The sequence below is a fragment of the Acidimicrobiales bacterium genome, from assembly GCA_025455885.1.
GTDB lineage: Bacteria > Actinomycetota > Acidimicrobiia > Acidimicrobiales > Acidimicrobilacustridaceae > Rhabdothermincola_A.
Window position 1 is genome coordinate 250,819 of record JALOLR010000003.1, and the last position, 21,200, is coordinate 272,018.

Sequence of the window (21,200 nt, forward strand, 5' to 3'; positions counted from 1 at the left end):
CAGCCGGTCCGGCTCGCGCCGCGACGCTCCCGGCCGACACCAGGAGACCCACCATGACCAGCTACCTCGAGGGCAAGACCATCGCCGTGACCGGCGGTGGTCGGGGGATCGGCCGGGCGGTCTGCCTGGCCGCGGCCGCCGAGGGCGCCAACGTGATCGTGGCCGACTACGGCGTGGCCGCCGACGGTTCCGAGCCGTCGAGCGAGGTGGCCGACGGCGTGGTCGCCGAGATCACCGCCGCCGGCGGTACCGGCATGGCCCTCGCCGGCGACGTGTCCACCATGGAGGGCGGCGAGGGCATCGTGACCGCCGCTCTCGACACCTACGGGCGCATCGACGGCGTGGTGTGCGTGGCCGGCATCCTCCGCGAGCGGATGCTGTTCAACATGAGCGAGGAGGAGTGGGACGACGTCGTGCGGGTGCACCTCAAGGGCACCTTCACCGTGTTCCGCGCCGCGTCGGCGTGGATGCGCAAGAACGGCGGGGGCTCCCTCGTCTCGTTCACCTCCGGCGTCTGGTCGCTGGGCTCCACCGCCCAGGCCAACTACGCCGCCGCCAAGGGCGGCATCGTGTCGCTCACCTACTCGGCCGCCGCCGGCCTGCACCGCTATGGCGTGCGGGCCAACGCCATCGCGCCGGTGGCCCGCACCCGCATGTCGGCCAACGTGCCCCAGACGCTCGCCGAGATGGGCGACGCCGAGGACGTGGCCCCGATGGTGGTGTACCTGCTCTCCGATGCCGCATCCGAGGTCACCGGTCAGGTGTACTCGGTGGTCGGCGGCAAGATCGCCGTCTGGGACCAGCCGCAGGAGGTGCGGGCCATGTACAAGGACGGCCGTTGGACGCCCGAGGAGATCGCCGCGTCCCTCCCCGGCACCGTGGGCACCGAGCCGCTGAAGGCCATCCAGATGGCCGAGGCCAGCCGCCTCGCCGCCGCAGCCGGCGAGAAGCCGAACGCCTGATGGGACTGCCGGTCGACGTCGCCACCGTGGACGACGAGACCTTCCGCGCCGAGGCCAAGGCCTGGCTGGCCGACCACATCGTCGGCGAGTACGCCTCGCTGAAGGGCCGGGGTGGCCCCGGCGACGAGGAGATCGGCTTCGAGATCCGCGAGCGCTGGGAGCGTGTGCTCGGCGAGGCCGGGTGGATCGGCCTCGGGTGGCCGGTGGAGCACGGCGGGCGCAACGCCACCGTCGGCCAGCAGATCATCTGGGCCGAGGAGTACGCCCGGGCGCAGGCCCCGGGCCGGGTGAACCACATGGGCGAGAACCTCATGGGCCCCACCCTCATCGAGCACGGCACGCCCGAGCAGTGCGAGCGGTTCCTGCCCGGCATCCTGCGGGGCGAAGAGCGCTGGTGCCAGGGCTACAGCGAGCCCAACGCCGGTTCCGACCTGGCCAATGTGCAGACCAAGGCCGAGCTCGACGGCGACCAGTGGGTGATCAACGGCCAGAAGGTGTGGACGTCGCTGGCTCACGTCTCGCACTGGTGCTTCGTGGTGGCCCGCACCGAGCCCGGTACCGCCCGGCACAAGGGTCTGTCGTTCCTGCTCGTGCCCATGGACCAGCCCGGCGTGGAGGTTCGGCCCATCGAGCAGATCACCGGCGGCGGCGAGTTCAACGAGGTCTTCTTCAGCGACGCCGTCACCGCCGCCGACATGATCATCGGTGAGCCGGGCAAGGGCTGGGGGGTCGCCATGGACCTCCTCGCCTTCGAACGGGGCATCTCCACCCTCGCCCAGCAGGTCGGCTTCGAGCGCGAACTCGAGCACCTCATCGCCCTGGCCCAGGCCAATGGGCGTGCTGCCGACCCGGTGCTGCGCCAGCGGCTCGTGCAGGCCCACATCGGCCTCCAGCTCATGCGCTGGAACGGGCTGCGCTCGATGGGCTCGGGGGTGCCGGGCCCCGAGGCGTCGATCTCCAAGCTGTTCTGGGGCACCTGGCACTCCGACCTCGGCGAGCTGGCCATGGACATCCACGGCGCCGAGGCGATGATCGCCGAGGGCTTCCCCTACGAGCTCACCCTCGACCAGAAGCTGTTCCTGTTCACCCGATCCGAGACCATCTACGGCGGCAGCAACGAGATCCAGCGCAACGTGCTGGGCGAGCGAGTGCTGGGCCTGCCCAAGGAGCCCAACCCCTCGTGAGCCCCGCTGCGCCCGACTACCCCGCGCCCCACGGCCTTCTCGCCGGCAAGAAGGTGCTCGTCACCGCGGCGGCGGGTACCGGCATCGGTTTCGCCGCCGCCAAGCGCTGCGTGGAGGAGGGCGCCACCGTGGTGATCTCCGACAAGCACGAGCGCCGTTGCGGTGAGTCGGCGGCCGACCTCGGCGTCGCCGGGATCCCGTGCGACGTCACCGTCGAGGACGACGTCCGGGCCCTGATCTCGGGTGCGGCCGCCGAGTTGGGAGGGCTCGACGTGGTCATCAACAACGCCGGCCTGGGTGGCGAGGTGCCGATCGTCGACATGACCGACGACCAGTGGAACCTCGTGCTCGACGTGACGCTCAACGGCACCTTCCGCTGCGTGAGGGCGGAGCTGCAGCACTTCTACGCCCAGGGGACGGGCGGCGTGATCGTGAACAACGCCTCCGTGCTCGGGTGGCGGGCCCAGCACGGTCAGGCCCACTACGCCGCGGCGAAGGCCGGGGTCATGGCCCTCACCCGGTGCGCCGCCATCGAGGCCGCCGAGCACGGCGTGCGCATCAACGCCGTGGCCCCGTCGCTGGCGATGCATCCCTTCCTGGCCAAGGTCACCACCGACGAACTGTTGGCCGAGCTCGAGAGCCGCGAGGCCTTCGGGCGCGCCGCCGAGCCGTGGGAGATCGCCAACGTGATGGTGTTCCTGGCGAGCGACTACTCGACCTACATGACCGGCGAGGTCGTCTCCGTCAGCAGCCAGCACCCCTGAGGTCGGCACCGTCCGGTCGTCAGGCGGCCTCGGTCAGTGGCGCGGAGGGGGGTGTCGGCGGCTCACGGCGGGTGAGGTCGGCGAGCCGGCGGTGCATGCCCGCCCGATCGGCGCGGCGTTCGGCCGGTGTGCGGGTGTCCCAGTCGATGTGGAACCGGTGGTGACCGAGGTGGCCCTCGACGGGGAGCCCCTCGTCGGGGTCGTCGAGCGTCACGACCCAAGGCGCCTGCCCGTCGTCACTCGTCCCGCACGTCTCGTCGCTCCTCGTCGGTGGCGGGTGGTCGCGGTCGGCGCCGGTGTGGGGCTCGGGTGGCGGGACGGGACGGCAGGCGGTTCCGCCGGGCCGGGGGAGGGGGAGCCCGGCCGGCCGCGCCGGCCGCGGCGGCGGGCTGGTGAGGGTCGTGCCGTCGGGGCGATGGAAGCTGAGGGTGCCGTCGTCGGCGGCGGCGAGCGCCCAACCGGCGGAGTGCACCACCCCGTGGTGGCTGCTGCACAGGGCGGCGGCGTTGTCGAGCGACGTGGCCCCGCCCTGGCGCCAGGACCGCAGGTGGTGCCCGTCGATCCAGGCCACCGGGGCGTCGCAACCCGGGAAGCGACAGCCGAGGTCGCGGGCGAGCATGGCGTCGCGGAGGTTGTCCTGCACGAAGCGCACGTCGCGCCCCTGGTCGAGGACCCGGCCGTCGGCCAGGAGGAGGCGTGACAGCAGGGTGCCGGTGCCGAACACAGTGGCGACGGCGGTCGGCGTGAGGGCGTGCCCGTCGCGGGTGCGGGCCCGCCCGGATGCGTGGTCGAAGGCGGCGCGGATGAGCGCCTCCTCGATGGTGGAGGTGGGTCGCCACTCGAGGAACCGCTCGAGGTCGTCGGCGGTGCGGATGCCGAGGCCGGCACACAGGTCGGCGTAGAGGTCGCGCAGCTCGATGACCACGTCGACGTGGGGGTGCTGGCGGGCCGGGCGCCGGCGCCCCCGGGCGCGGTGGTCGAGGGCGAAGCGGGCCACGCGGCCGAGCGCCTCGGCCCGCCGCTGGGCGGCGGTGAGCCCGGAGCCGTCGTCGAGGGGACGGGAGAACACCTCGAGCGCCTTCTCGACGGTGGCCGTGGTGTCGGGGTCGAGGTCGCCGTCGACGCGGCCCCGGTCGCCCACCCGGGAGAGGTCGAGTCGGGCGTCCACCTCGTCGGACGTGACCGTGGTCGGGTCGACGCTGGTGACGGCGTCGGCCTTGCGGTCCCAGTCGGCGACGACCATCTTCGTGTCGAGCACCGACAGCCCCACCAGCAGCGGGCTGACCGCATGGTCGTGCTCGCCGTAGAGGTGTGTGTGGGCCCTGCCCACGCGGGCCACGACGGTGTCGACCTGGCCGCCGTTGAGGTGACCGTCGAACCACAGGCCGGCGAGGATCGGCCAGGCCCGCAGCCGGTCGGCCTGCTTCGCCATGGCGCCGGCCCGCTCGCGCGTGACCGGGAGGTTGGCGGCGGCCCACCCGGCCGGCGAGCGCCATCCCTCCACCTGGTGGCCGCCGTGGGCGACGAACCCGCCGAACGCCTCGGCCAGCTTGGCGTCGACGCGGTCGCGCAGCTCGGCCAGCTCGCGCACGAGGTCGCCGTCGACGGTGGCGTGACCCGACCCGACGTCGAGGCGCTCCAACTCCTCCTTCAGCGCTTTGATCCCGTTCGTCATGCCGCTGAGGATATCATACACACGTTCGATACACAACGGATGGCAGAGGAATTCGTTGATCTTTCGCCTCAGCCCGACACGAGCCTCGACCGCACTACGCCAGGCAGACGAGCCGTTGTCGAGGAGGCGTCAGGGGTTCGGCAGCGCGGCCGGCGACAGGCCACGGACCGCCTCGCGCAGCGTGGCTCCGGTGCGCTCGATCGTGGCGTCGTCGGCCCGGGTGGAGGGGAGGGCCACGATGATGGCGGCCAGCGGCCGCCCCCCTCCGTCGGTCACTGCCGCACCGACCACCACGGCCTCGGGCACGATTTCCCGATCGTTGAGGGCCCATCCCCGCCGCCGCACCTCGGCCAAGAGGCGATCGTCGAGCGAGGGGTCGAGTCGGCGCAGCTCGTCGACTTCGGTGGGTGGGAGGTTCGCGGCGATGGCCCGGAGGGCCGAGCTGTTGCGCAACGGCAGCTCCGATCCCGCCGGCGCGGTGATGCGGAGGTTGTGGTGGGAGTCGGAAAGGGCCAGCACGACCAGGCGGCCGTGGTCGATGACGACGAGCATCGTGGTCTCGCCGGTCCGGTCCCGGACGTCGTCGAGCACCGGGCGGGCCCTGCCGACCAGCGAGTCGTGTCCGGCCGGGCGCAGCAGCTCGGGCAGCGACGGCGCGATCCGCCACCGGCCGTCGCCGGTGGGTTCGAGCCAGCCGGTGCCGTGCAGGGTGACGACGAGGCGGTGCACGGCGCTCTTGTCGATGGTCGTGAGCCGGCTCAGTTCGCTCACGCCGACCGGCTGGTGCGCGGCGATGGCCGCGACGACCTCGGTGGCCCGTCGGACCGACTGGATGGTCTTGACCGTCGACACCGCACCACCATATCGTTGGAGAAACAGCCGTGTCGCACAGTGACACGAACGGGGAAGGGTGGCATGGGGACCGACGTCATCGGCACCGGGCTGCCGTGGGTCGACGCCATCAACGCGTCGTTCGCACAGCACGATTTCGTGGAGTTCCACGAACACACGCTGCCCGGCCACGTGCTCCGACGCGGTCACGTGGTCGCCCGCGATCTGGACGGCGTGCCGTCCATCGCCTTCCGCGCCGGCGATCACACCTACACCTGGTACGCCACCTCCGAGGGGTTGGCCGTCAGCCCGGGCGACGACGGTGCGGTCACGCTCGTCGAGCTGTCGGGCCCCACCTTCTCGGAGTGGGTCGACGAGCTGCTCACCGCCAACGGCGCGTTCCGCACCGGCCGCGCCACGGTGGTCCGGGGCGACCTCACCGGGTGGCAGCGCTGGGAGCCTGCGTTCCAGTCGCTGTGCTCCGGTCGGTCGATCTACTCGCCGGCCGTGTGGGACACGCTCGTCGATCGGTCGGGTGCACCGCTCGACCTTTCACGCACCTTCACCGCCGACGACGATCCCGAGGAGATGCGGCACTTCCTCCACGCCGCCGGCTTCCTCCACCTGAAGCGCATCTTCGATGCCGAGCAGGTGGCCCACTACGGCGCCGAGGTCGCCCGTGCCATGGCCAGTTCGACGCCTGGTGATCCGTTCTCGTGGTGGTCAGTCAACGCCGCCGACGAGGAGGTCGTGACCCGCATCAACTACCTCGGCCGGTTCTCCGACGACCTCCAGCAGCTCTCGTTCGATCCGCGTCTGTTGCAGTACGCCCGCCTCGCCGACCCCGACATGCGGGTGTGCGACGACCGCCTCGACGGGCCGATGGTCTTCGTCAAGCACTCCGACGTGGTCAAGGGCAACGGCGACCTCGGCTGGCACGTCGACGACGGCATCGGTGGCCATCCGGTGATGTGCCCGCTCATCCAGACCGGCATCCAGCTCGACCACGCCACCCCCGAGAACGGCCAACTCCTGGTGCTCGCCGGATCGCACCGCTACGCCAAGCACTGGATCGAGTGGGGCGACGAGGGCGACCTCCCGGCGGTGGCGTTGGTGACGGAGCCGGGCGACCTCACGCTGCACTTCGGCGACACCATGCACACCACCCCGCCCCCCACCGCACCAGGTGCCGGCCGCCGGGCGCTGTACTACAAGTTCTCGTTGCCCAAGACCTTCGAGTGGGTACCAGCCGGCTGCCACTACAACGACGCGCTGTTCCGAGTCGGCGCCGACGGCCGCAGCGCCAACCGGGCCGCGTCCTGACCGACGGCGCAGATCCGAACGGATGCCGGTCGGAGGGGCGGGGGTGACCGCCGGCCGGGTCGGCTGGTGGCCGGCGCGGGCGTCGGCGGTCGGTAGGGTCGGCGGGCTGTGAGCTCCGACCACCTGCTCGACGAGCTGGCCATCGTCACCACCACCGACACCGGCGCCCACCTCTCGGCGCGCATCGACGACGACTGGGGGATCCTCTACGTCCAGGGCGGCGTGGTGATGGCGGTCATGATGCAGGCCGCGGAGACGGTCCTGGCCCGAGACGACCTCCGACTGGTCACCGTCGCCACCACGTTCTGCCGCCCAGTTCCGTGCGGCCCGGTCGACCTCGACGTCACGGTGCTGCGCAATGGGCGCCACGGTGCTCAGGTGCACGTGGTGCTCCACGTCACCGGCGACCCCGACCCCTCCCCGAACGCCGTCGCCACGGTGGTGTGCGCGGCCGAGTCGCCCGGCTGGCCGGAGGTCGCGGGCGCGACCATGCCCGACGCGTTCTTGCGCCCGCCCGACGGGAGCATGCCGAGGATCGGCACCGAGGAGCCGGGGGCGCCGATGGCGTTCTTCCGCAAGACCGACTGGCGCAACGCCGGCGAGACGACGGACCCGATGCGCCACCTCTCCTGGTTCTCCTTCGCCGACCCGCACCTCCGGCCCGACGGCACCTGGGTACCGGCCATGCTGGCCGTGCCCGCCGACGCCCTCGGCATGGCGGCCGGACCGCCCGTCACCGAGGTGATGGGACGGCTCACGGCGCCGTCGCTGCAGATCTCCCTCCAGCTCTTCGTCCCGGCCCGGGGCCAGTGGCTGGGCATCGACTCGCGTTGCCACGACAACCGGGGATCGCTGGCCAGCGGCGTGGCCCTGGTCTGGAACAGCGACGGCAGCCTGGTGGCCTCGGCGACGCAGACCGCCATGTTCCGCCGTGCCCGCATCTGACACCGGCTTTCGGAGCTCCGCCCGGCCGGCCTGCCATCATGCGGTGGTGAGCGGACCACGGACGGCCCAGGCCGACGACTGCGACCTCGTCGCATCGGTGCTGGCGGAGGCCTTCACCCCTGACCCGATCATGGCGTGGGCGTTCCCCGACGAGGCGTCCCGCCCCCGGGTCCTGCGGGCGATGTTCGCGTTGGTGGCCGAGCACCTCTACCTGCCGGTCGGGGCCAGCGTGGTCGACGACCGCGGGGCGGTCGCCCTGTGGCAACCACCGGACGCGCCCGGGGAGGACAGCGAGGAGTTCTGGGCCGACCACGGCGACGCCTTCGCCCGGGCCGTCGAGGGCCAGGTCGAGCGCTCCATCGCCCTCGGCCGGGCCACCGCCGCCCACCATCCGCCCGAACGGCACTGGTACCTGCCGGCCATCGGAGTGCGGACCGAGGCTCACGGTCAGGGCCTCGGGGGTGCGGTGCTCGCCCACTCGCTCGCCGCAGTGGATGCCGCCGGCGAGGCCGCCTACCTCGAGGCCACCACGCCGCTCAGCGCGGCGCTCTACGCACGGCACGGCTTCGCGGTCACCGCCGAGTTCGTCGTCGACGACAGCCCGCCGATGTGGGCGATGGTCCGCCCCGGTCGATGACCACCCTCCCGTCCCGACGAAGGAGAGCACCGTGAGCGACGCGTTGAAGGTCGAACAGGACGGCGGCGTCGTCACCGTCACCATCGACTGCCCTCCGCTGAACCTGGTCGGCGCCGACTTCATGATCGGGCTGTTGCAGTGGCTCCCCGAGGCGGAAGCCGACGAGTCGGTCCGGGCCGTCGTCTTCCACAGCGCCGACCCCGACTTCTTCCTGATGCACGGTGATGTCAACCACCTGCTCGGGTCGGTGCCCGAGATCGGCGACGACCCGATCGAGCCCAACATCGCGCAGGTGGCCTTCGACCGGCTCCACCGCGCCCCGTTCTTCACCATCGGCGTGCTCGACGGCGCAGCGCGGGGCGGAGGGTGCGAGTTCCTCTCGGCGCTGGACCTGCGCATCGCGTCGTTCGGGTCGGTGGTCGGCCAGCCCGAGACCCTCCTCGGGATCCTGCCCGGTGCCGGCGGGACCGTGCGCTGGACCCGACGGGTCGGGCGGGCCCGGGCCCTCGAGCTGTTGCTCACCGGTCGCGACATCCCCGCCGAGGAGGCGTTGGCCCTCGGATGGGTCGACGCCCTCCTCCCGGCCGCCCACCTCCACGACCACGCCGCCGACCTCGCCCGGCGGGTCGCCCGGCTCCCGCGACGCTCGATCGCCGCGGTGAAGGCCGTCGTCGACGCCACCCTCGACGGTGCCGACGACCCCTTCACCGTCGAGAACGACGCCCTCACCCGGCTCATGGTCACCGGCCAGCACCAGGAGCCGATGCGGCGGTTCCTGGCCGCCGGCGGCCAGACCCGTGCCGGGGAGACCACCGATCTCGTCGCCACCCTCGACGCGGCGGTGGCGGCCCTCGGCGACGCCTGATCCCGGCCGCCCCTCGAGGGTTGGCCGAGCCCGCCGCCGACGGCTCCCCGGCCCCACGCTGTCGCGGGGTCAGCGGAACGTCTGGATGGGGAGGTGCGTGGCCATGGCGCTGCCCGGCGGGCCGAGCAGGCTGTGGGCCCGCAGGTTGCGGCGGTGGAACAGCGCGAGGAGCTCGCGGTCGTGGGCGCCGCTCGGGGCGTCGGCCACCACGAACGCCTCGAGGTCGGCCTCCCCGGCGAACCAGTCGGTCGGGCGGAACCCGAGGAGCGGCTGCAGGTCGTCGAGGTCGTCCTCGCTCAGCTGGGCGCCCACCTCGTCGGCCCGCAAGGCGTGACGGGCGGTGCGGAACAGGGTGCGCAGGCGGTAGCGAAGCCACTCGTCCTCGGGCGAGAGCGTGCGCAGCACGTCGGCCATGTGGTCGATCGACGTCGCGGCCCGCGACCGCACCGGATCGGGCTGGTCGACGGTGGGCAGCTCGACGTCGAGGATCTCGGCGAGCGCCTCGGTGGCGAACAGGTTCGTCTCGAGGCACCATTGCATGTTGGTCATGAGGTCCGTCTGGGCGTTCGGGCGGCGCACCGCCTGGCCCAACGCCAGCTGGTTCGTGAGGGTGAACGCGAAGTGGTGGCGCATCAGCGCCTCGAGATCGACCGGCGCACCGACCAGCTCCTCGTAGCGGGCGTACAGCTCGGGGAACGGGCCGTAGCCCACGATGGTGTCGCGCATGCGCCAGGCGGCGAGATCCATCATCGGGTCGCCGATGTGACCGATCTCGAGGTCGAGGACGGCCACGATGCGCCCGTCGGCCTGGTGGAACTGGCCGGAGTCCCAGACGATCGCCGCCTCCCGCCCCTGTGATCGCGGCGGATGACGGTGCAGCCACCCGAGGCAGAACTCCATGAAGGGGTCCGGGCCGTTCTTGGTGGCGCGGTACACGGCCTCGTAGCGGGACAGCCCGAAGGTGCCCGACTCCTCCGGTGACGCCGCCCGCATGATGCCCGCCTCGACGAACGGCTCGAGGGGGAGCGTGTGCAGCCGGGCCAGGATCTGCAGGTAGTCGTCGACCGCAGCCCGGCGGTCCTCGTCGGAGGTGCCCGTGAAGTCCTGTTGCCCGCCGACGCGGTCCATCACGTAGGCCAGCGGCTCGTCGATCATGCCGTGCACCCGCGGCGTCGGGATCCCGTGGTCGTACAGCACCTGCTGGAGGCGCATCTCGTGGTCGAGGGGGAAGATGAGCGGCATGTCGGTGCGGTCGCCGCGCACCACCAGCTCCAGGCGTTCGCCGGCGCGCTCGACGTCGGTGAACCACACGGGACGCCACCGGGGCTGGCGGCGCAGCGCCACGACGGTGCCCCCCAGTTCGTCCTCCAACCACCGCCGCACCCGATCGGTGGGCTCGTCGATCGAATCGTCGCTCATCACACCAGTCTGCGTCGCCGGGACGGCAGGGGGCGCCGTGTTCGGCGAGGGGCCCACGACCCGAGTGCCGCACCCCCACCGCACGAACTAACGTCGGCGTCATACGACGTGCTCGGCCGTCCGGATGGGGAGCCCATCCCCGGTCGGGCCCACTGACATGGGGGACAACAGCATGGGTGTCGAGGCCTTCCGGTTCGATGGAAAGCGGGCGCTGGTCGTGGGGGGTGCGACGGGCATGGGTGCCGCGACCGCGGTGGTCGCCCGCGACCTGGGTGCCGAGGTCGTGGTCATGGACCACGTCGAGGTCGACGTCGAGGGCGTGAAGTCGATCAGGGTCGATCTGCGCGACAAGGACGGCATCGACGCCGCCGTCGACGAGTGCGGCGGCCCGATCCACGCGCTGTTCTCCTGCGCCGGGGTCGCCGACGGCACCCCAGGGATCGAGAAGATCAACTTCATCGGCCACCGCCACCTCATCGACCGGGTCGTGGGCAACGGCTGGATGCCGAAGGGCTCGGCCATCGGGATGATCTCCTCGGCCGCCGGCCTGGGCTGGGAGAAGGACCTCGACCAGCTGAAGGAGTACCTCGACACCCCGGACTTCGACGCCGCCGTCGCCTGGCACGAGGCCAACCCCGGCCACGCCGACTACATGTGGTCGAAGAAGGCCATCTGCGCCTACGTGGCCCGCGAGTCCTTCCCGATGCTCCAGAAGGGGATCCGCCTCAACGCCATTCTCCCCGGGCCCACCGACACGCCGCTGGCCCAGGCCAACGCCGAACTGTGGCTCTCGTTCGGCCAGGACTTCCGCGCCGCCGCCGGCATCGAGGCGTCCACCCCCGAGGAGCAGGCCGACGTGCTCGTGTTCCTCTGCAGCCACGCCGCCCGCTACATCAACGGCCTCACCGTGGTCACCGACGCCGGCTACGTGAGCGCCGGCATCACCGGCTCGTTCCCCGACGCGACGCCGGTGGTCGGGTTCCTGCGCGGCGACTACTGAACGTGTCCGGCGCCGACCTGTACTGGGACCCCTTCGACACCGATCTCGACGACCACCCCCACGAGGTCTGGCGTCGCCTCCGCGACGAGGCGCCGGTGTACCGCAACGACCGGTACGACTTCTGGGCGCTGAGCCGCCACGCCGACGTCGAGGCCGCCCACCGTGATCCGGGCACCTTCAGCTCGGCCCACGGGACGGTGCTCGACATCATGGGACCGGACATGTCGAGCACCGGGCTCATCATCTTCATGGACCCGCCCGAGCACACCATCCTGCGGGCGCTGGTCTCGCGGGCCTTCACGCCGAGGCGCATGGCGGAGATGGAGGCCGAGGTCCGCGAGATCTGCGCCGACCTGCTCGACCCGTTCGTGGGTGCGGCGGAGTTCGACTACGTGCAGGACTTCGCCGCCCAGCTCCCGTCGATGGTGATCGCCCGCCTCGTGGGCGTCCCCGAGGAGGACCGCGAGGAGCAGCGTCGCAACATCGACGAGACCTTCCACATCGAGCCGGGCGTCGGCATGATCAACGACGTCTCGCTGATGGCCCGCATCCGCCTGAACGAGTACCTCAGCGGCCTCGTGGACCGGCGCCTCCTCGAGCCGGCCGACGACCTGGTGTCGGGGTTGGCCGCCGCGGAGATCACCGACGAGTCGGGGGTGCTGCGCCGCCTGACGAAGGAGGAGATCACCGACTTCACCCTGTTGCTGTTCAGCGCCGGCACCGAGACCGTGATGCGCCTCCTCGGCAACGCCGCGGTGCTGCTGGCCCGGTACCCGGACCAGCGCCGGGTCCTGCTGGACGACCCCTCGGTGATCCCCAACGCCGTCGAGGAGCTGCTGCGCTACGAGGCCCCCTCGCCGGTCCAGGGGCGCTGGACCACCCGGGAGGTCACCCTCCACGGCGTCACCATCCCCGCCGAGTCGAAGGTGCTCTTGCTCACCGGCAGCGCCGGGCGCGACGAGCGCGCCTACCCCGACGGGGACCGCTTCGACGTGCGCCGCGACCTCGCCGGCCACGTGTCGTTCGGGCACGGCATCCACTTCTGCGTGGGCGCTGCGCTGGCCCGGCTGGAGGGCAGGATCGCCCTCGAGGAGACGCTGAGTCGGTTCCCCGAGTGGGACGTCGTGCCCGATCGGGTGGTCCGCCAGCACACCAGCACGGTGCGGGGCTATTCCGAGGTCGGCATCCTCGTCTGACCGCGGGTCGGCGGCGCCGGGTCAGCCGGCGTCGTCGATGACCGGTGGCCGGTCGCCGCCGCCGTGGGCGGCCACGTCGGCGCCGGTCACGTAGGAGGCCAGGTCCGACGCCAGCCACACCGCGACGTCACCGATCTCGGTGGGCGTCGCCAGTCGGCGCAGCGGGATCAGCGCCTCGACCTCGGCACGTCGCTCCCCCTCGCCGTAGAACAGCTCGGCCTGCTCGGTGAGGATGTAGCCGCAGGTGATCGAGTTGACCCGCACGGTCGGCGCCCACTCCATGGCCAGGGTGGTGGTGAGCTGCTTGAGGCCGGCCTTGGCCGCGCCGTACGCAGCGGTGGTGGGGGAGGGGCGCTGGGCCACGATCGACCCGACGTTCACGATGGACCCCCCGCCGGGCTGACCCACCATGTGGTGGTGGGCGCGCTGGGCGACGTAGAGCGGGGCCAGGAGGTTGAGCGCCACGATGCGCTCGGAGAACCGGGGGGAGGCCTCGGCGGAGTCGGCCGGGGGTGAGCCGCCGGCGTTGTTGACCACGCAGTCGAGCCGGCCGTGCACGGCGTGGGCGGCGTCGACCGCGGCCCACGCCGCCTCGCCGTCGCGCAGGTCGGCGGGGACGAACGACCAGCCGTCGGGAAGCGCGACCTCGGGTTCGCGGCGGGCGCACACCACGACGTCGGCGCCGGCGTCGGCGAAGCGCTGCGCGATGCCGCGCCCGACCCCTTTGGTGCCGCCGGTGACCAGCACCGCCCTGCCGCTCAGATCGATCTGGAGTGCCACGGCCCCGACGGTAGACCAATGGCACGGGCGGCACCGACGGTGAGGAGCCCGTGCGGATCGCGCGCTGAGCGGTCCAGTCGACGCGGTCCGTCGAGAATTTTCCCGGCTGTGTTTCGGCGGGGTGAAGGCTTGCTGACGTCGCTTGCCGCGCTGCTCGCGCCTTGGTCAACTGCCGGCGTCGATCGGTTCGTGGAACGCGAGGAGTCGCAGCGTGGGGCAGCAGGTGCGGTCGGGGTCGCGGGTGCTCGGGGGCATCGTGCTCGTGGCCATCGCGACGATGTTGACGGCCGCGCTGTTCGCCGGTTTCGCTCCCGTCGCCGACGCCGCCCCGCCGTTCCCTGCGCCCGGCAAGGGCTGCGAGCCCTCACCGCCCGGGCCGCCCTGTGGCATGCCCGATCCTCCCGGAGCAGCCTGCGGGCTGCCCGCGGTTCCGGGCCCGCCGGCGGTCCCCGGAGAGCGCGGCCGGGGATGCGTGACGGACCCCCCGGTGACCGTGCCGGGTCCGGATCCGGTGGTCGTGACGCCCCCGCCCCCGCCCCCGCCGCCCGCTCCGCCTCCCTCGCCGCCCGCACCCGTCCAGCCGATCCTCGAGTCGCCCGCGCCTCTCGCCGACATCCCCGAGCCACCGCTGCCCGTGGCGATCCCCGAGGCGGCGCCCCTCCCGCCGGTTGCCGCCGTTCAGGCCGTGACCGGCCCTGTCCTCGCTCCGGTCGGAGAGGCAGAGGTCCTGGGGATCACCGAGAGCCGCGAGATCGAGCTGGCCGTGGCCGAGGATCCCTTCGAGCGATCGCCAGCCCGGGCCGGTGAACCCGTCCCGGAGCTGGACGACCGATCGAGCTTTGCGACCGCGCTCTCCGACGACGTCGACTTCTCGCCGGTCTGGGTGGCCGGCAACGTGGGCCTCGGGATGCTGATCATGCTGTTGCTGGTGGCTGCTGCACAGCTGTTCAACGACGCGCTCAAGATGAACCACGACCACCTCGTCCGCCAGGTCAGCACCCGCGCCGGGGTCATCGGTCGGGCCCGGGAGTGGTTGGCGGCACTCCCTCAGCCGCCCGCGGTGGTCAGCTTCGCGGTCGTGGCCGCGGTGCTCGGGCTCCTCGCCGATCCGAGCGTCGGGTTCAGCGTCGTCACGCTGGGCCAGATGCTGGGGATGGCCGTGGCCATCGGGGTGATGATCGCCGTCTATGACGGGGTGGCGGCCAGGTCCATCGCCCGCGCGACCGGGCTCGCCCCCCGCTACCGGTTGTACCCCATCGCCATCGGTGTGGCCTTCCTCTCCCTCGCGCTCTCCCGGGTGTTCGACGTGGCCCCGGGCGTCCTGTACGGGCTCTTCGCGGGGGTCATCTTCGCCGGAACCGTGGAGATCCGGCTCCAGGGGAAGGCCTACGCCCGCGCCAGCCTGGCGCTGATCGCCGTCGCGCTGGGGGCCTACGGCGTGCACCGCATCGTCGCCGACGCCGCCTCGGGCACATCGCCCGGCCTGCTCGTCATCGTCGTCGACACCGCAGCGGCAGCGCTCTTCATCGGCGGCCTCCAGGCCGTGATCGTGCAACTCCTGCCCACCCGCTACGTCAACGGCGAGAAGGTCGCAAGCTGGAGTCGCCTGGCCTGGTTCGGGCTCCTGGCCGGGTCGCTGGCCATCTACCTGCAGCTCGTGGTGCGTCCGAACGAGGGCCAGCAGAGCTGGGCCAACCTCTGGTTCGTCCTGGCCTTCGTGGGCTTCGCCGTCGGGTTCTGGGTGTGGTGCACCGTCGGCCACCGGCGGCGCCTGCGGGCCGGGATCGACGACGCCGCCGACCCGCCGGCCGAGCCGGCGGCAGGCCCGGTCACGTCGAGCCCCGGGCCTCGCTGACCACCGACCGCAATCTGACTGACCGTCAGATCGACGGCTAGCGTCGCCCTCCATGGGGATCGACGTCACCGTCCACGACGACGGCATTGCCGAGGTGGTCCAGGACTGCCCGCCCGTGAACGCGCTCACCGTCGCCGAGTGGTTCCAGCTCGCCGACGAGGTCCGACGCCTCGGTGACGACCGCGCCGTGCGGGCCGTCGTCCTGCGCGCCGAGGGCCGGGGTTTCAACGCCGGTGTCGACATCAAGGAGATGCAGAACACCGAGGGCTTCGACGCCCTGATCGGCGCGAACAAGGGCTGCTTCGCCGCTTTCGCGGCCGTCTACGACTGCCCGGTGCCGGTCATCAGCGCCGTCCACGGCTTCTGCGTCGGGGGCGGCATCGGCCTCGTCGGCAACTCCGACGTGATCGTGGCCTCCGACGACGCCTTCTTCGGGCTGCCCGAGGTCGACCGCGGCGCCCTCGGCGCCGCCACCCACCTCTCACGCCTCGTGCCCCAGCACAAGATGCGCGAGATGGTCTACACCTCGGCCAACGCCACCGCCGCCGAGCTGCACGCCTGGGGATCGGTGGCCCGCGTGGTGCCCCGCGACGAGCTCCTCGCCGCCGCCCTCGAGATCGCCGGCACCATCGCCGCCAAGTCGCCCACGGTCATCCGTGCCGCCAAGGAGAGCCTCAACGGGATCGACCTGTGGGACGTCAAGCGCAGCTACCGGTTCGAGCAGGGGTTCACGTTCGAGCTCAACCTGAGCGGCGTGTCCGACGAGCTGCGTGACGACTTCGTGGAGCACGGCCACACGAGCGCCTCCGGCCAGTCGGCCGGCACCGACACCGACCCGAAGGAGAGCTGATGGCCGCTGCGCCGAGGACCAAGCGCATGACCGAGGACGAGGCGATCGCCACCCTCGCCGACGGCATGACGATCGGGATCGGCGGCTGGGGCAGCCGCCGCAAGCCCATGTCGCTCGTCAGGGCCCTCCTGCGCAGCGACCTCACCGACCTCACCGTCGTCAGCTACGGCGGTCCGGACGTGGGCCTCCTCTGCGCCGCCGGCAAGGTCCGCAAACTGGTCTACGGCTTCGTGTCGCTCGACTCGATCGCCCTCGAGCCCCACTTCCGGGCCGCCCGCCAGAACGGCACCATCGCCGAGGTCGTCGAGTACGACGAGGGGATGCTCCAGTGGGGCCTCTACGCGGCGTCGCTACGCCTGCCCTTCCTCCCGACCCGCGCCGGACTCGGTTCCGACGTCGTGAAGAACTCGCCCGACCTGCGCACCGTCACCAGCCCGTACGCCGACGGCGAGGAGCTCCTGGCGGTCCCCGCGCTGCACCTCGACGCCGCGCTCGTGCACCTCAACCGGTCCGACGAGCGCGGCAACGCCCAGTTCCTCGGGCCCGACCTGTACTTCGACGACCTGTTCCTGGCCGCCGCCACGCCGGGTCGGCGGTTCCTGTCGGTCGAGAAGGTCGTCCCCACCTCCGAGCTGCTCGAGAACGGCACCTTCCACACCATGAAGGTCAACCGGTCGATGGTCGACGGCGTGATCGAGGCCCCCAACGGGGCCCACTTCACCAACTGCCAGCCCGACTACGAGCGCGACGAGGCATTCCAGAAGGAGTACGCCACCGCCGCCGGCGACCCGGAGGCGTGGGCGGCCTTCGTCGACACCTACCTCTCCGGCTCCGAGGCCGACTACCAGCAGGCGGTGCAGAACCGATGAGCGATGCCAGTCCCACCACCGAGCGGGTCACCCTGGCCGAGATCTGCGTCGCCGCGCTGGCCGACGCCTTCGTCGGCGACGGCGAGATCTTCGCGTCGGGGATGGGGACCATCCCCATGCTCGGCGCCCGTCTGGCCCGGGCCACCGCCGAGCCCGACCTGCTCATCAGCGACGGCGAGGCGTTCTTCGTGGCCAACGACCTGGCCATCGGCGGCACCGACAAGGAGATCGAGGGGTGGGTGCCGTTCCGCAGCGTCTTCGACACGCTCTGGGGCGGTCGCCGCCACGTCATCATGGGCGCCAGCCAGATCGACGCCCACGGCAACCAGAACATCGCCAACATCGGCCCGTGGGCCAAGCCGAAGGCGCAGCTGCTCGGCGTGCGCGGTGGCCCCGGCAACACCATCAACCACACCACCACCTACTTCGTGCCGAAACACAGCGACCGGGTGTTCGTCGAGAAGGTCGACACCGTGTCGGGTGTGGGCTACGACCGCGCCGCCGAGCTCGGCGAGTGGGTGCGCGCCCACCACGAGATCCGTCGGGTCGTGACCAACCTGGCGGTGCTCGACTTCGCGTCCCCCGACCACCGCATGCGCCTCGCCTCGGTGCATCCTGGGGTGACCGTCGACGACGTGGTCGCCGCCACCGGGTTCACCCTCGTCATCGACGGCACCGTGCCCGAGACCCGGCTGCCCACCGCCGAGGAGCTGCGGATCCTCCGCGAGGTCCTCGATCCCCGGGGCTTCCGGGAACGGGAACTGCCGAGCTGAGACCGGAGACCCCGATGCACCCCGCCCTCCACACCCCCCTCCTCGACGTGCTCGGGTCCCGGTACCCGATCGTGCAGACCGGCATGGGATGGGTGGCCGGCCCCAGCCTGGTGTCGGCCACCTCCAACGCCGGCGCCTTCGGCATCATCGCCTCGGCGACCATGACCTACGACGAGCTCGTGCGAGCCGTCGCCGCGGTCAAGGCCCGCACCTCGGCACCGTTCGGGGTGAACTTCCGCGCCGACGCCGACGACATCCGGGCCCGCCTCGACCTGATCATCCGCGAGGGCGTCCCGGTGGCCTCGTTCGCGCAGGCCCCCAAGAAGGAGCTCATCGACCACCTCCACGACCACGGGGTGAAGGTGATGCCGTCGATCGGGGCGAAGCGCCACGCCGAGAAGGTCATGGAGTGGGGCGTCGACGCCGTGCTGGTGCAGGGCGGCGAGGGGGGCGGGCACACCGGTTCCGTGCCCACCTCGCTGCTGCTTCCCGAGGTCGTCGACGTGGTCGACGGCCGTGTGCCGGTGGTGGCGGCGGGCGGCTACTTCGACGGTCGGGGCCTGGTGTCGGCGCTGGCCTACGGCGCCGGCGGGGTGGCCATGGGCACCCGGTTCCTGCTCACCTCCGACTCGTCGGTGCCCCTCGAGGTCAAGAAGGCCTACCTGGGCACGCCGGTCACCGGCACGCTCGTCACCACCAAGATCGACGGCGCCCCCCACCGGGTGATCCGCACCGACCTGGTCGAGGAGATGGACTCCGCCTCGCCGGTCACCGCCGTGCCCAAGGCGGTCGCCAACGCCGCGAGGTTCCGCAAGTACACGGATCTCTCGTGGGTGCAGATGGCCCGGGAGGGCCTCGACATGAAGAAGCGCATGGACCTGTCGTGGGCCGAGGTCATCATGGCCGGCAACACCCCGATGCTCACCAAGGCCACGTTGGTCGACGGCCAGCTCGACGCCGGCATCCTGCCGACCGGCCAGGTGGTCGGCGTGATCGACGACCTGCCCAGCGCCGCCGAGCTCGTCGAGCGGATCATCGCCGAGGCCGGCGCCACGCTCGAGCGCCTGAGCGGCGCCCCCGTCGTCACCCGCTCCGGCCCGGACCGGATCTGAGGAAGGGACCCATGGCCACCCCCACCACCGTGCTCGACGGGCCCGACGCCGTGCGAGCGGCCGTGGGCACCCACCTCGGGTACAGCGACTGGCTCACCGTCGACCAGGACCGCGTGAACCTCTTCGCCGACGCCACCGGCGACCACCAGTGGATCCACGTCGACCCGGAGCGGGCCAAGGACGGCCCGTTCGGGGCGCCCATCGCCCACGGGTACCTCACGCTGTCGCTGTCGAACCTCTTCCTGCCCCAGATCGTCGAGACCAGGGGCTTCTCGGCCGGCGTGAACTACGGCGCCGACAAGGTGCGGTTCATCTCCCCGGTCAAGGTCGGCGACCGCATCCGGGGCGGCGCCGAGCTGGTCGAGGTGACCGACGTGAACGGCGGCATCCAGACGCTGGTGCGCATCACCATCGAGATCGAGGGTGGCACCAAGCCGGCCTGCGTCATCGACTCCCTCAGCCGCTGGCTGGTCTGAGGACGCGACTGCCCCGGGTCGGGTGGCCCCCCGATCCCGCAGGGTGGTCTGGAACGGTCGCCCGCACTCGACCAGCGCTGATCAGCCGGTGTCGAAGAGGGTGTCGATGCCGGGACCGTCCCTGCGGTGGCGCGGGATCGGGTCGAGGGCGAGGTCCGCAGGCGGTGGCCCGGCACCCGGCGGGAGGAGCCGGCGCTTGCCGCTGGGTAGGGCGTCGCTGAAGCGGTAGCCCCCGTGGGTCTTGAGGTCGTGGTGGTGGCCGCACACCCCGGCGAGGTGGCGCAGCTCGGTGCGAGACGTCGTCGCCCACTCGGCCACGTGATCGATCTCGTAGCGGGCCGTGGACGAACACCCCTCGATGGCGCAGGTCCCTCCGGTGGTCCACTCGATGGCGGTGCGCTGGAGTGCGGTGGGTCGCCGACCCAGGTGGACGATGCGATCGACCGCGGTGCCCCGCTCGTCGAGGAGGGCCACCAGCGCGCCGCCGGCGACGACCCGCCAGGCATCACCGACCGCGATGGGCCCGTGGCCCGCGATCTCGCAGACCTCCCCCGGTGCCACCGACCCGCGGTGCAGAGCTGAGGCATCGACGCGAACGATGACCTTGGCGAAGCTCCAATCCTCGGTCGAGGGCTCCATCCGGGAACGGATCTCCTCGGTCGTGGACCCCGACTCGGAGCGACGGGCCCCACGTCGGGGTCGGGTCCGAGTGGTGGCGCCAGCCGGACGCAGGGATTGGCGAACGAACGACGGGTCGTCGTCGGTGATCTCGGCGTCGCGAGCCGGGCCGGTGGACTCGCCTTCTTCAGGGCGCCGTTCGGCCAGGCGACAGAGGGCATCGGCGGCGAGGGCGTGGGTGGGCTCACGGTCACCCCGTCTCCGCGCCTCGACGAAGACGCGACCCTGGAGCGCCTCGAGACGAGCCACGAGCCGGGCGTGCTCGGCGGGCGGGAGCTTCCAGTGCCCCCACCCCATGCCGTCGGGATCGGTGCCGGTGCGAAGGCTCCGGGTCCGTCGATGCCGGGCGATCCGGGCGCCGTCGTTCTCATGGGTGTGGGCGTTGACGAGGCGGCGCGATTCGGTCTCGAGCTCTCCCACCGACAGCCGACCGGCGCGGGCCATCAGGTCGCGGGCGTCGTCCGGAGCGACCTTCTCGAGGTCGCCGACCGCAGCGGCCTGACGGCGAGAGAGGCGACCGTCGGTGAGGGCCTCCCTCGTCCTCGGAGCACCGGCGAGCGTCTCGGCGGTGTGGAGCAGGTCGGCGGCGTCGCCCACCCGTACGCCGGTCTCGGCCGCGACCCAGTGGGCGGGGGAGCGATGACCCCCGCGAGTCCACAGCGAGGACTCGGCGACCCGAGCCGCGGCCAGCGCCTTGCCGGCCTCGGCCACTCGGACGAGGCGATCGAGGACCCTGACCATGTCGACCGCGTCGCGGGCCGGGAGCTGGGCCGGGTCGAGGTCACGTACCACGTGGTGGAGCTGGTCGATCAGGTCCAGAGCCGGTCGGACGGCCGCCCCGACTCGGAGCCGGTTGTCGTCGGGAGCGGTGACGGTGGCCGGCCCAGAACTCATGTACGGAACACTACGCAGGGGGTGTGACATCGAGGATCCGGTGCTGGCCCGTTGGGGTCGGTGAGGATGCGTTCGGCGTCGTGGAGGCCTGGTCTGACCCTGGGTGTGACCG

General features: G+C 72.0%; 20 protein-coding genes. 15 read left to right on the forward strand and 5 right to left on the reverse strand.

What is annotated here, in order from left to right; translation table 11 throughout:
- Positions 1–53: 53 nt before the first annotated feature.
- The 3 genes from MUE36_04240 to MUE36_04250 are packed head-to-tail and all read left to right on the forward strand — an operon-like array spanning position 54 to position 2,910.
- A complete protein-coding gene (locus MUE36_04240) occupies positions 54–962 on the forward strand; it encodes an SDR family oxidoreductase (protein MCU0310137.1) in 909 nt (302 codons plus the stop codon).
- Positions 962–2,146, forward strand: a complete 1,185-nt coding sequence (locus MUE36_04245) for an acyl-CoA dehydrogenase family protein (protein MCU0310138.1) — start codon at positions 962–964, stop codon at positions 2,144–2,146. The genes MUE36_04240 and MUE36_04245 overlap by 1 nt, the downstream gene beginning before the upstream one ends.
- The gene (locus MUE36_04250; protein ID MCU0310139.1) at positions 2,143–2,910 is read left to right on the forward strand and encodes an SDR family oxidoreductase; all 768 of its coding nucleotides are present in this window, start codon (positions 2,143–2,145) and stop codon (positions 2,908–2,910) included. Before MUE36_04245 ends, MUE36_04250 begins: the two co-directional genes overlap by 4 nt.
- 19 nt (positions 2,911–2,929) lie before the next feature.
- Here MUE36_04250 and MUE36_04255 read toward each other — a convergent pair whose 3' ends face one another.
- Together MUE36_04255 and MUE36_04260 are read right to left on the reverse strand one after the other, a co-directional pair.
- Complete coding sequence (locus MUE36_04255) at positions 2,930–4,585, reverse strand: HNH endonuclease (protein ID MCU0310140.1); 1,656 nt, start codon at positions 4,583–4,585, stop codon at positions 2,930–2,932.
- Between the two features lie 129 nt (positions 4,586–4,714).
- Positions 4,715–5,437 carry an IclR family transcriptional regulator gene (locus MUE36_04260; protein ID MCU0310141.1) on the reverse strand — a complete coding sequence of 241 codons (723 nt, stop codon included), beginning with the start codon at positions 5,435–5,437 and terminating at the stop codon, positions 4,715–4,717.
- Between the two features lie 63 nt (positions 5,438–5,500).
- Between MUE36_04260 and MUE36_04265 the strand changes: the two genes are divergently transcribed.
- The 4 genes from MUE36_04265 (at position 5,501) to MUE36_04280 (ending at position 9,186) form a co-directional block, all read left to right on the forward strand.
- Entirely contained in the window at positions 5,501–6,739 is a 1,239-nt protein-coding gene (locus tag MUE36_04265; protein ID MCU0310142.1) for a phytanoyl-CoA dioxygenase family protein, read from the forward strand.
- A 108-nt stretch (positions 6,740–6,847) separates the two neighbouring features.
- Complete coding sequence (locus MUE36_04270) at positions 6,848–7,684, forward strand: thioesterase family protein (GenBank protein MCU0310143.1); 837 nt, start codon at positions 6,848–6,850, stop codon at positions 7,682–7,684.
- Between the two features lie 46 nt (positions 7,685–7,730).
- Positions 7,731–8,321: a GNAT family N-acetyltransferase gene (locus MUE36_04275; protein MCU0310144.1), complete on the forward strand. Its 591-nt coding sequence runs from the start codon at positions 7,731–7,733 to the stop codon at positions 8,319–8,321.
- Positions 8,322–8,352: 31 nt separating this feature from the next.
- Positions 8,353–9,186: an enoyl-CoA hydratase/isomerase family protein gene (locus MUE36_04280; protein ID MCU0310145.1), complete on the forward strand. Its 834-nt coding sequence runs from the start codon at positions 8,353–8,355 to the stop codon at positions 9,184–9,186.
- Between the two features lie 69 nt (positions 9,187–9,255).
- Here MUE36_04280 and MUE36_04285 read toward each other — a convergent pair whose 3' ends face one another.
- Complete coding sequence (locus MUE36_04285; GenBank protein ID MCU0310146.1) at positions 9,256–10,605, reverse strand: phosphotransferase family protein; 1,350 nt, start codon at positions 10,603–10,605, stop codon at positions 9,256–9,258.
- Between the two features lie 157 nt (positions 10,606–10,762).
- Here MUE36_04285 and MUE36_04290 point away from each other — a divergent pair, with 157 nt between their 5' ends.
- Positions 10,763–11,605 carry an SDR family oxidoreductase gene (locus tag MUE36_04290; protein MCU0310147.1) on the forward strand — a complete coding sequence of 281 codons (843 nt, stop codon included), beginning with the start codon at positions 10,763–10,765 and terminating at the stop codon, positions 11,603–11,605.
- Between the two features lie 2 nt (positions 11,606–11,607).
- The gene (locus tag MUE36_04295; protein MCU0310148.1) at positions 11,608–12,801 is read left to right on the forward strand and encodes a cytochrome P450; all 1,194 of its coding nucleotides are present in this window, start codon (positions 11,608–11,610) and stop codon (positions 12,799–12,801) included.
- 21 nt (positions 12,802–12,822) lie between these two features.
- On the opposite strand, the gene MUE36_04300 is transcribed toward MUE36_04295, so the two are convergent.
- Positions 12,823–13,581, reverse strand: a complete 759-nt coding sequence (locus MUE36_04300) for an SDR family oxidoreductase (GenBank protein MCU0310149.1) — start codon at positions 13,579–13,581, stop codon at positions 12,823–12,825.
- 685 nt (positions 13,582–14,266) lie between these two features.
- Between MUE36_04300 and MUE36_04305 the strand changes: the two genes are divergently transcribed.
- From MUE36_04305 to MUE36_04330, 6 genes are read left to right on the forward strand one after another with little or no spacing between them, the layout of a single operon-like run.
- The gene (locus MUE36_04305) at positions 14,267–15,436 is read left to right on the forward strand and encodes a hypothetical protein (GenBank protein ID MCU0310150.1); all 1,170 of its coding nucleotides are present in this window, start codon (positions 14,267–14,269) and stop codon (positions 15,434–15,436) included.
- Between the two features lie 52 nt (positions 15,437–15,488).
- Complete coding sequence (locus tag MUE36_04310; GenBank protein ID MCU0310151.1) at positions 15,489–16,286, forward strand: enoyl-CoA hydratase family protein; 798 nt, start codon at positions 15,489–15,491, stop codon at positions 16,284–16,286.
- Positions 16,286–17,155 (forward strand): acyl CoA--acetate/3-ketoacid CoA transferase subunit alpha, encoded by an 870-nt coding sequence (locus MUE36_04315; GenBank protein MCU0310152.1) that lies wholly within the window; start codon positions 16,286–16,288, stop codon positions 17,153–17,155. The genes MUE36_04310 and MUE36_04315 overlap by 1 nt, the downstream gene beginning before the upstream one ends.
- On the forward strand, positions 17,152–17,928 hold the full coding sequence (locus MUE36_04320; GenBank protein MCU0310153.1) for a CoA-transferase: 777 nt from the start codon (positions 17,152–17,154) through the stop codon (positions 17,926–17,928). The genes MUE36_04315 and MUE36_04320 overlap by 4 nt, the downstream gene beginning before the upstream one ends.
- A gap of 14 nt (positions 17,929–17,942) precedes the next feature.
- Positions 17,943–19,040, forward strand: coding sequence for a nitronate monooxygenase (locus MUE36_04325; protein MCU0310154.1), 1,098 nt, complete (start codon positions 17,943–17,945; stop codon positions 19,038–19,040).
- A gap of 11 nt (positions 19,041–19,051) precedes the next feature.
- Positions 19,052–19,516: a MaoC family dehydratase gene (locus tag MUE36_04330; GenBank protein ID MCU0310155.1), complete on the forward strand. Its 465-nt coding sequence runs from the start codon at positions 19,052–19,054 to the stop codon at positions 19,514–19,516.
- Positions 19,517–19,597: 81 nt separating this feature from the next.
- Here MUE36_04330 and MUE36_04335 read toward each other — a convergent pair whose 3' ends face one another.
- Positions 19,598–21,088: an HNH endonuclease gene (locus MUE36_04335; GenBank protein MCU0310156.1), complete on the reverse strand. Its 1,491-nt coding sequence runs from the start codon at positions 21,086–21,088 to the stop codon at positions 19,598–19,600.
- Positions 21,089–21,200: the final 112 nt, after the last annotated feature.

Excerpts from the sequence above, each read along its gene's own strand:
- MUE36_04330 (MCU0310155.1), top strand. The coding sequence starts at position 19,052 with ATGGCCACCCCCACCACCGTGCTCGACGGGCCCGACGCCGTGCGAGCG.
- MUE36_04265 (MCU0310142.1), top strand. The coding sequence starts at position 5,501 with ATGGGGACCGACGTCATCGGCACCGGGCTGCCGTGGGTCGACGCCATC.
- MUE36_04335 (MCU0310156.1), bottom strand. The coding sequence starts at position 21,088 with ATGAGTTCTGGGCCGGCCACCGTCACCGCTCCCGACGACAACCGGCTC.
- MUE36_04285 (MCU0310146.1), bottom strand. The coding sequence starts at position 10,605 with ATGAGCGACGATTCGATCGACGAGCCCACCGATCGGGTGCGGCGGTGG.
- MUE36_04255 (MCU0310140.1), bottom strand. The coding sequence starts at position 4,585 with ATGACGAACGGGATCAAAGCGCTGAAGGAGGAGTTGGAGCGCCTCGAC.
- MUE36_04310 (MCU0310151.1), top strand. The coding sequence starts at position 15,489 with ATGGGGATCGACGTCACCGTCCACGACGACGGCATTGCCGAGGTGGTC.
- MUE36_04240 (MCU0310137.1), top strand. The coding sequence starts at position 54 with ATGACCAGCTACCTCGAGGGCAAGACCATCGCCGTGACCGGCGGTGGT.
- MUE36_04325 (MCU0310154.1), top strand. The coding sequence starts at position 17,943 with ATGCACCCCGCCCTCCACACCCCCCTCCTCGACGTGCTCGGGTCCCGG.
- MUE36_04320 (MCU0310153.1), top strand. The coding sequence starts at position 17,152 with ATGAGCGATGCCAGTCCCACCACCGAGCGGGTCACCCTGGCCGAGATC.
- MUE36_04245 (MCU0310138.1), top strand. The coding sequence starts at position 962 with ATGGGACTGCCGGTCGACGTCGCCACCGTGGACGACGAGACCTTCCGC.
- MUE36_04315 (MCU0310152.1), top strand. The coding sequence starts at position 16,286 with ATGGCCGCTGCGCCGAGGACCAAGCGCATGACCGAGGACGAGGCGATC.
- MUE36_04290 (MCU0310147.1), top strand. The coding sequence starts at position 10,763 with ATGGGGGACAACAGCATGGGTGTCGAGGCCTTCCGGTTCGATGGAAAG.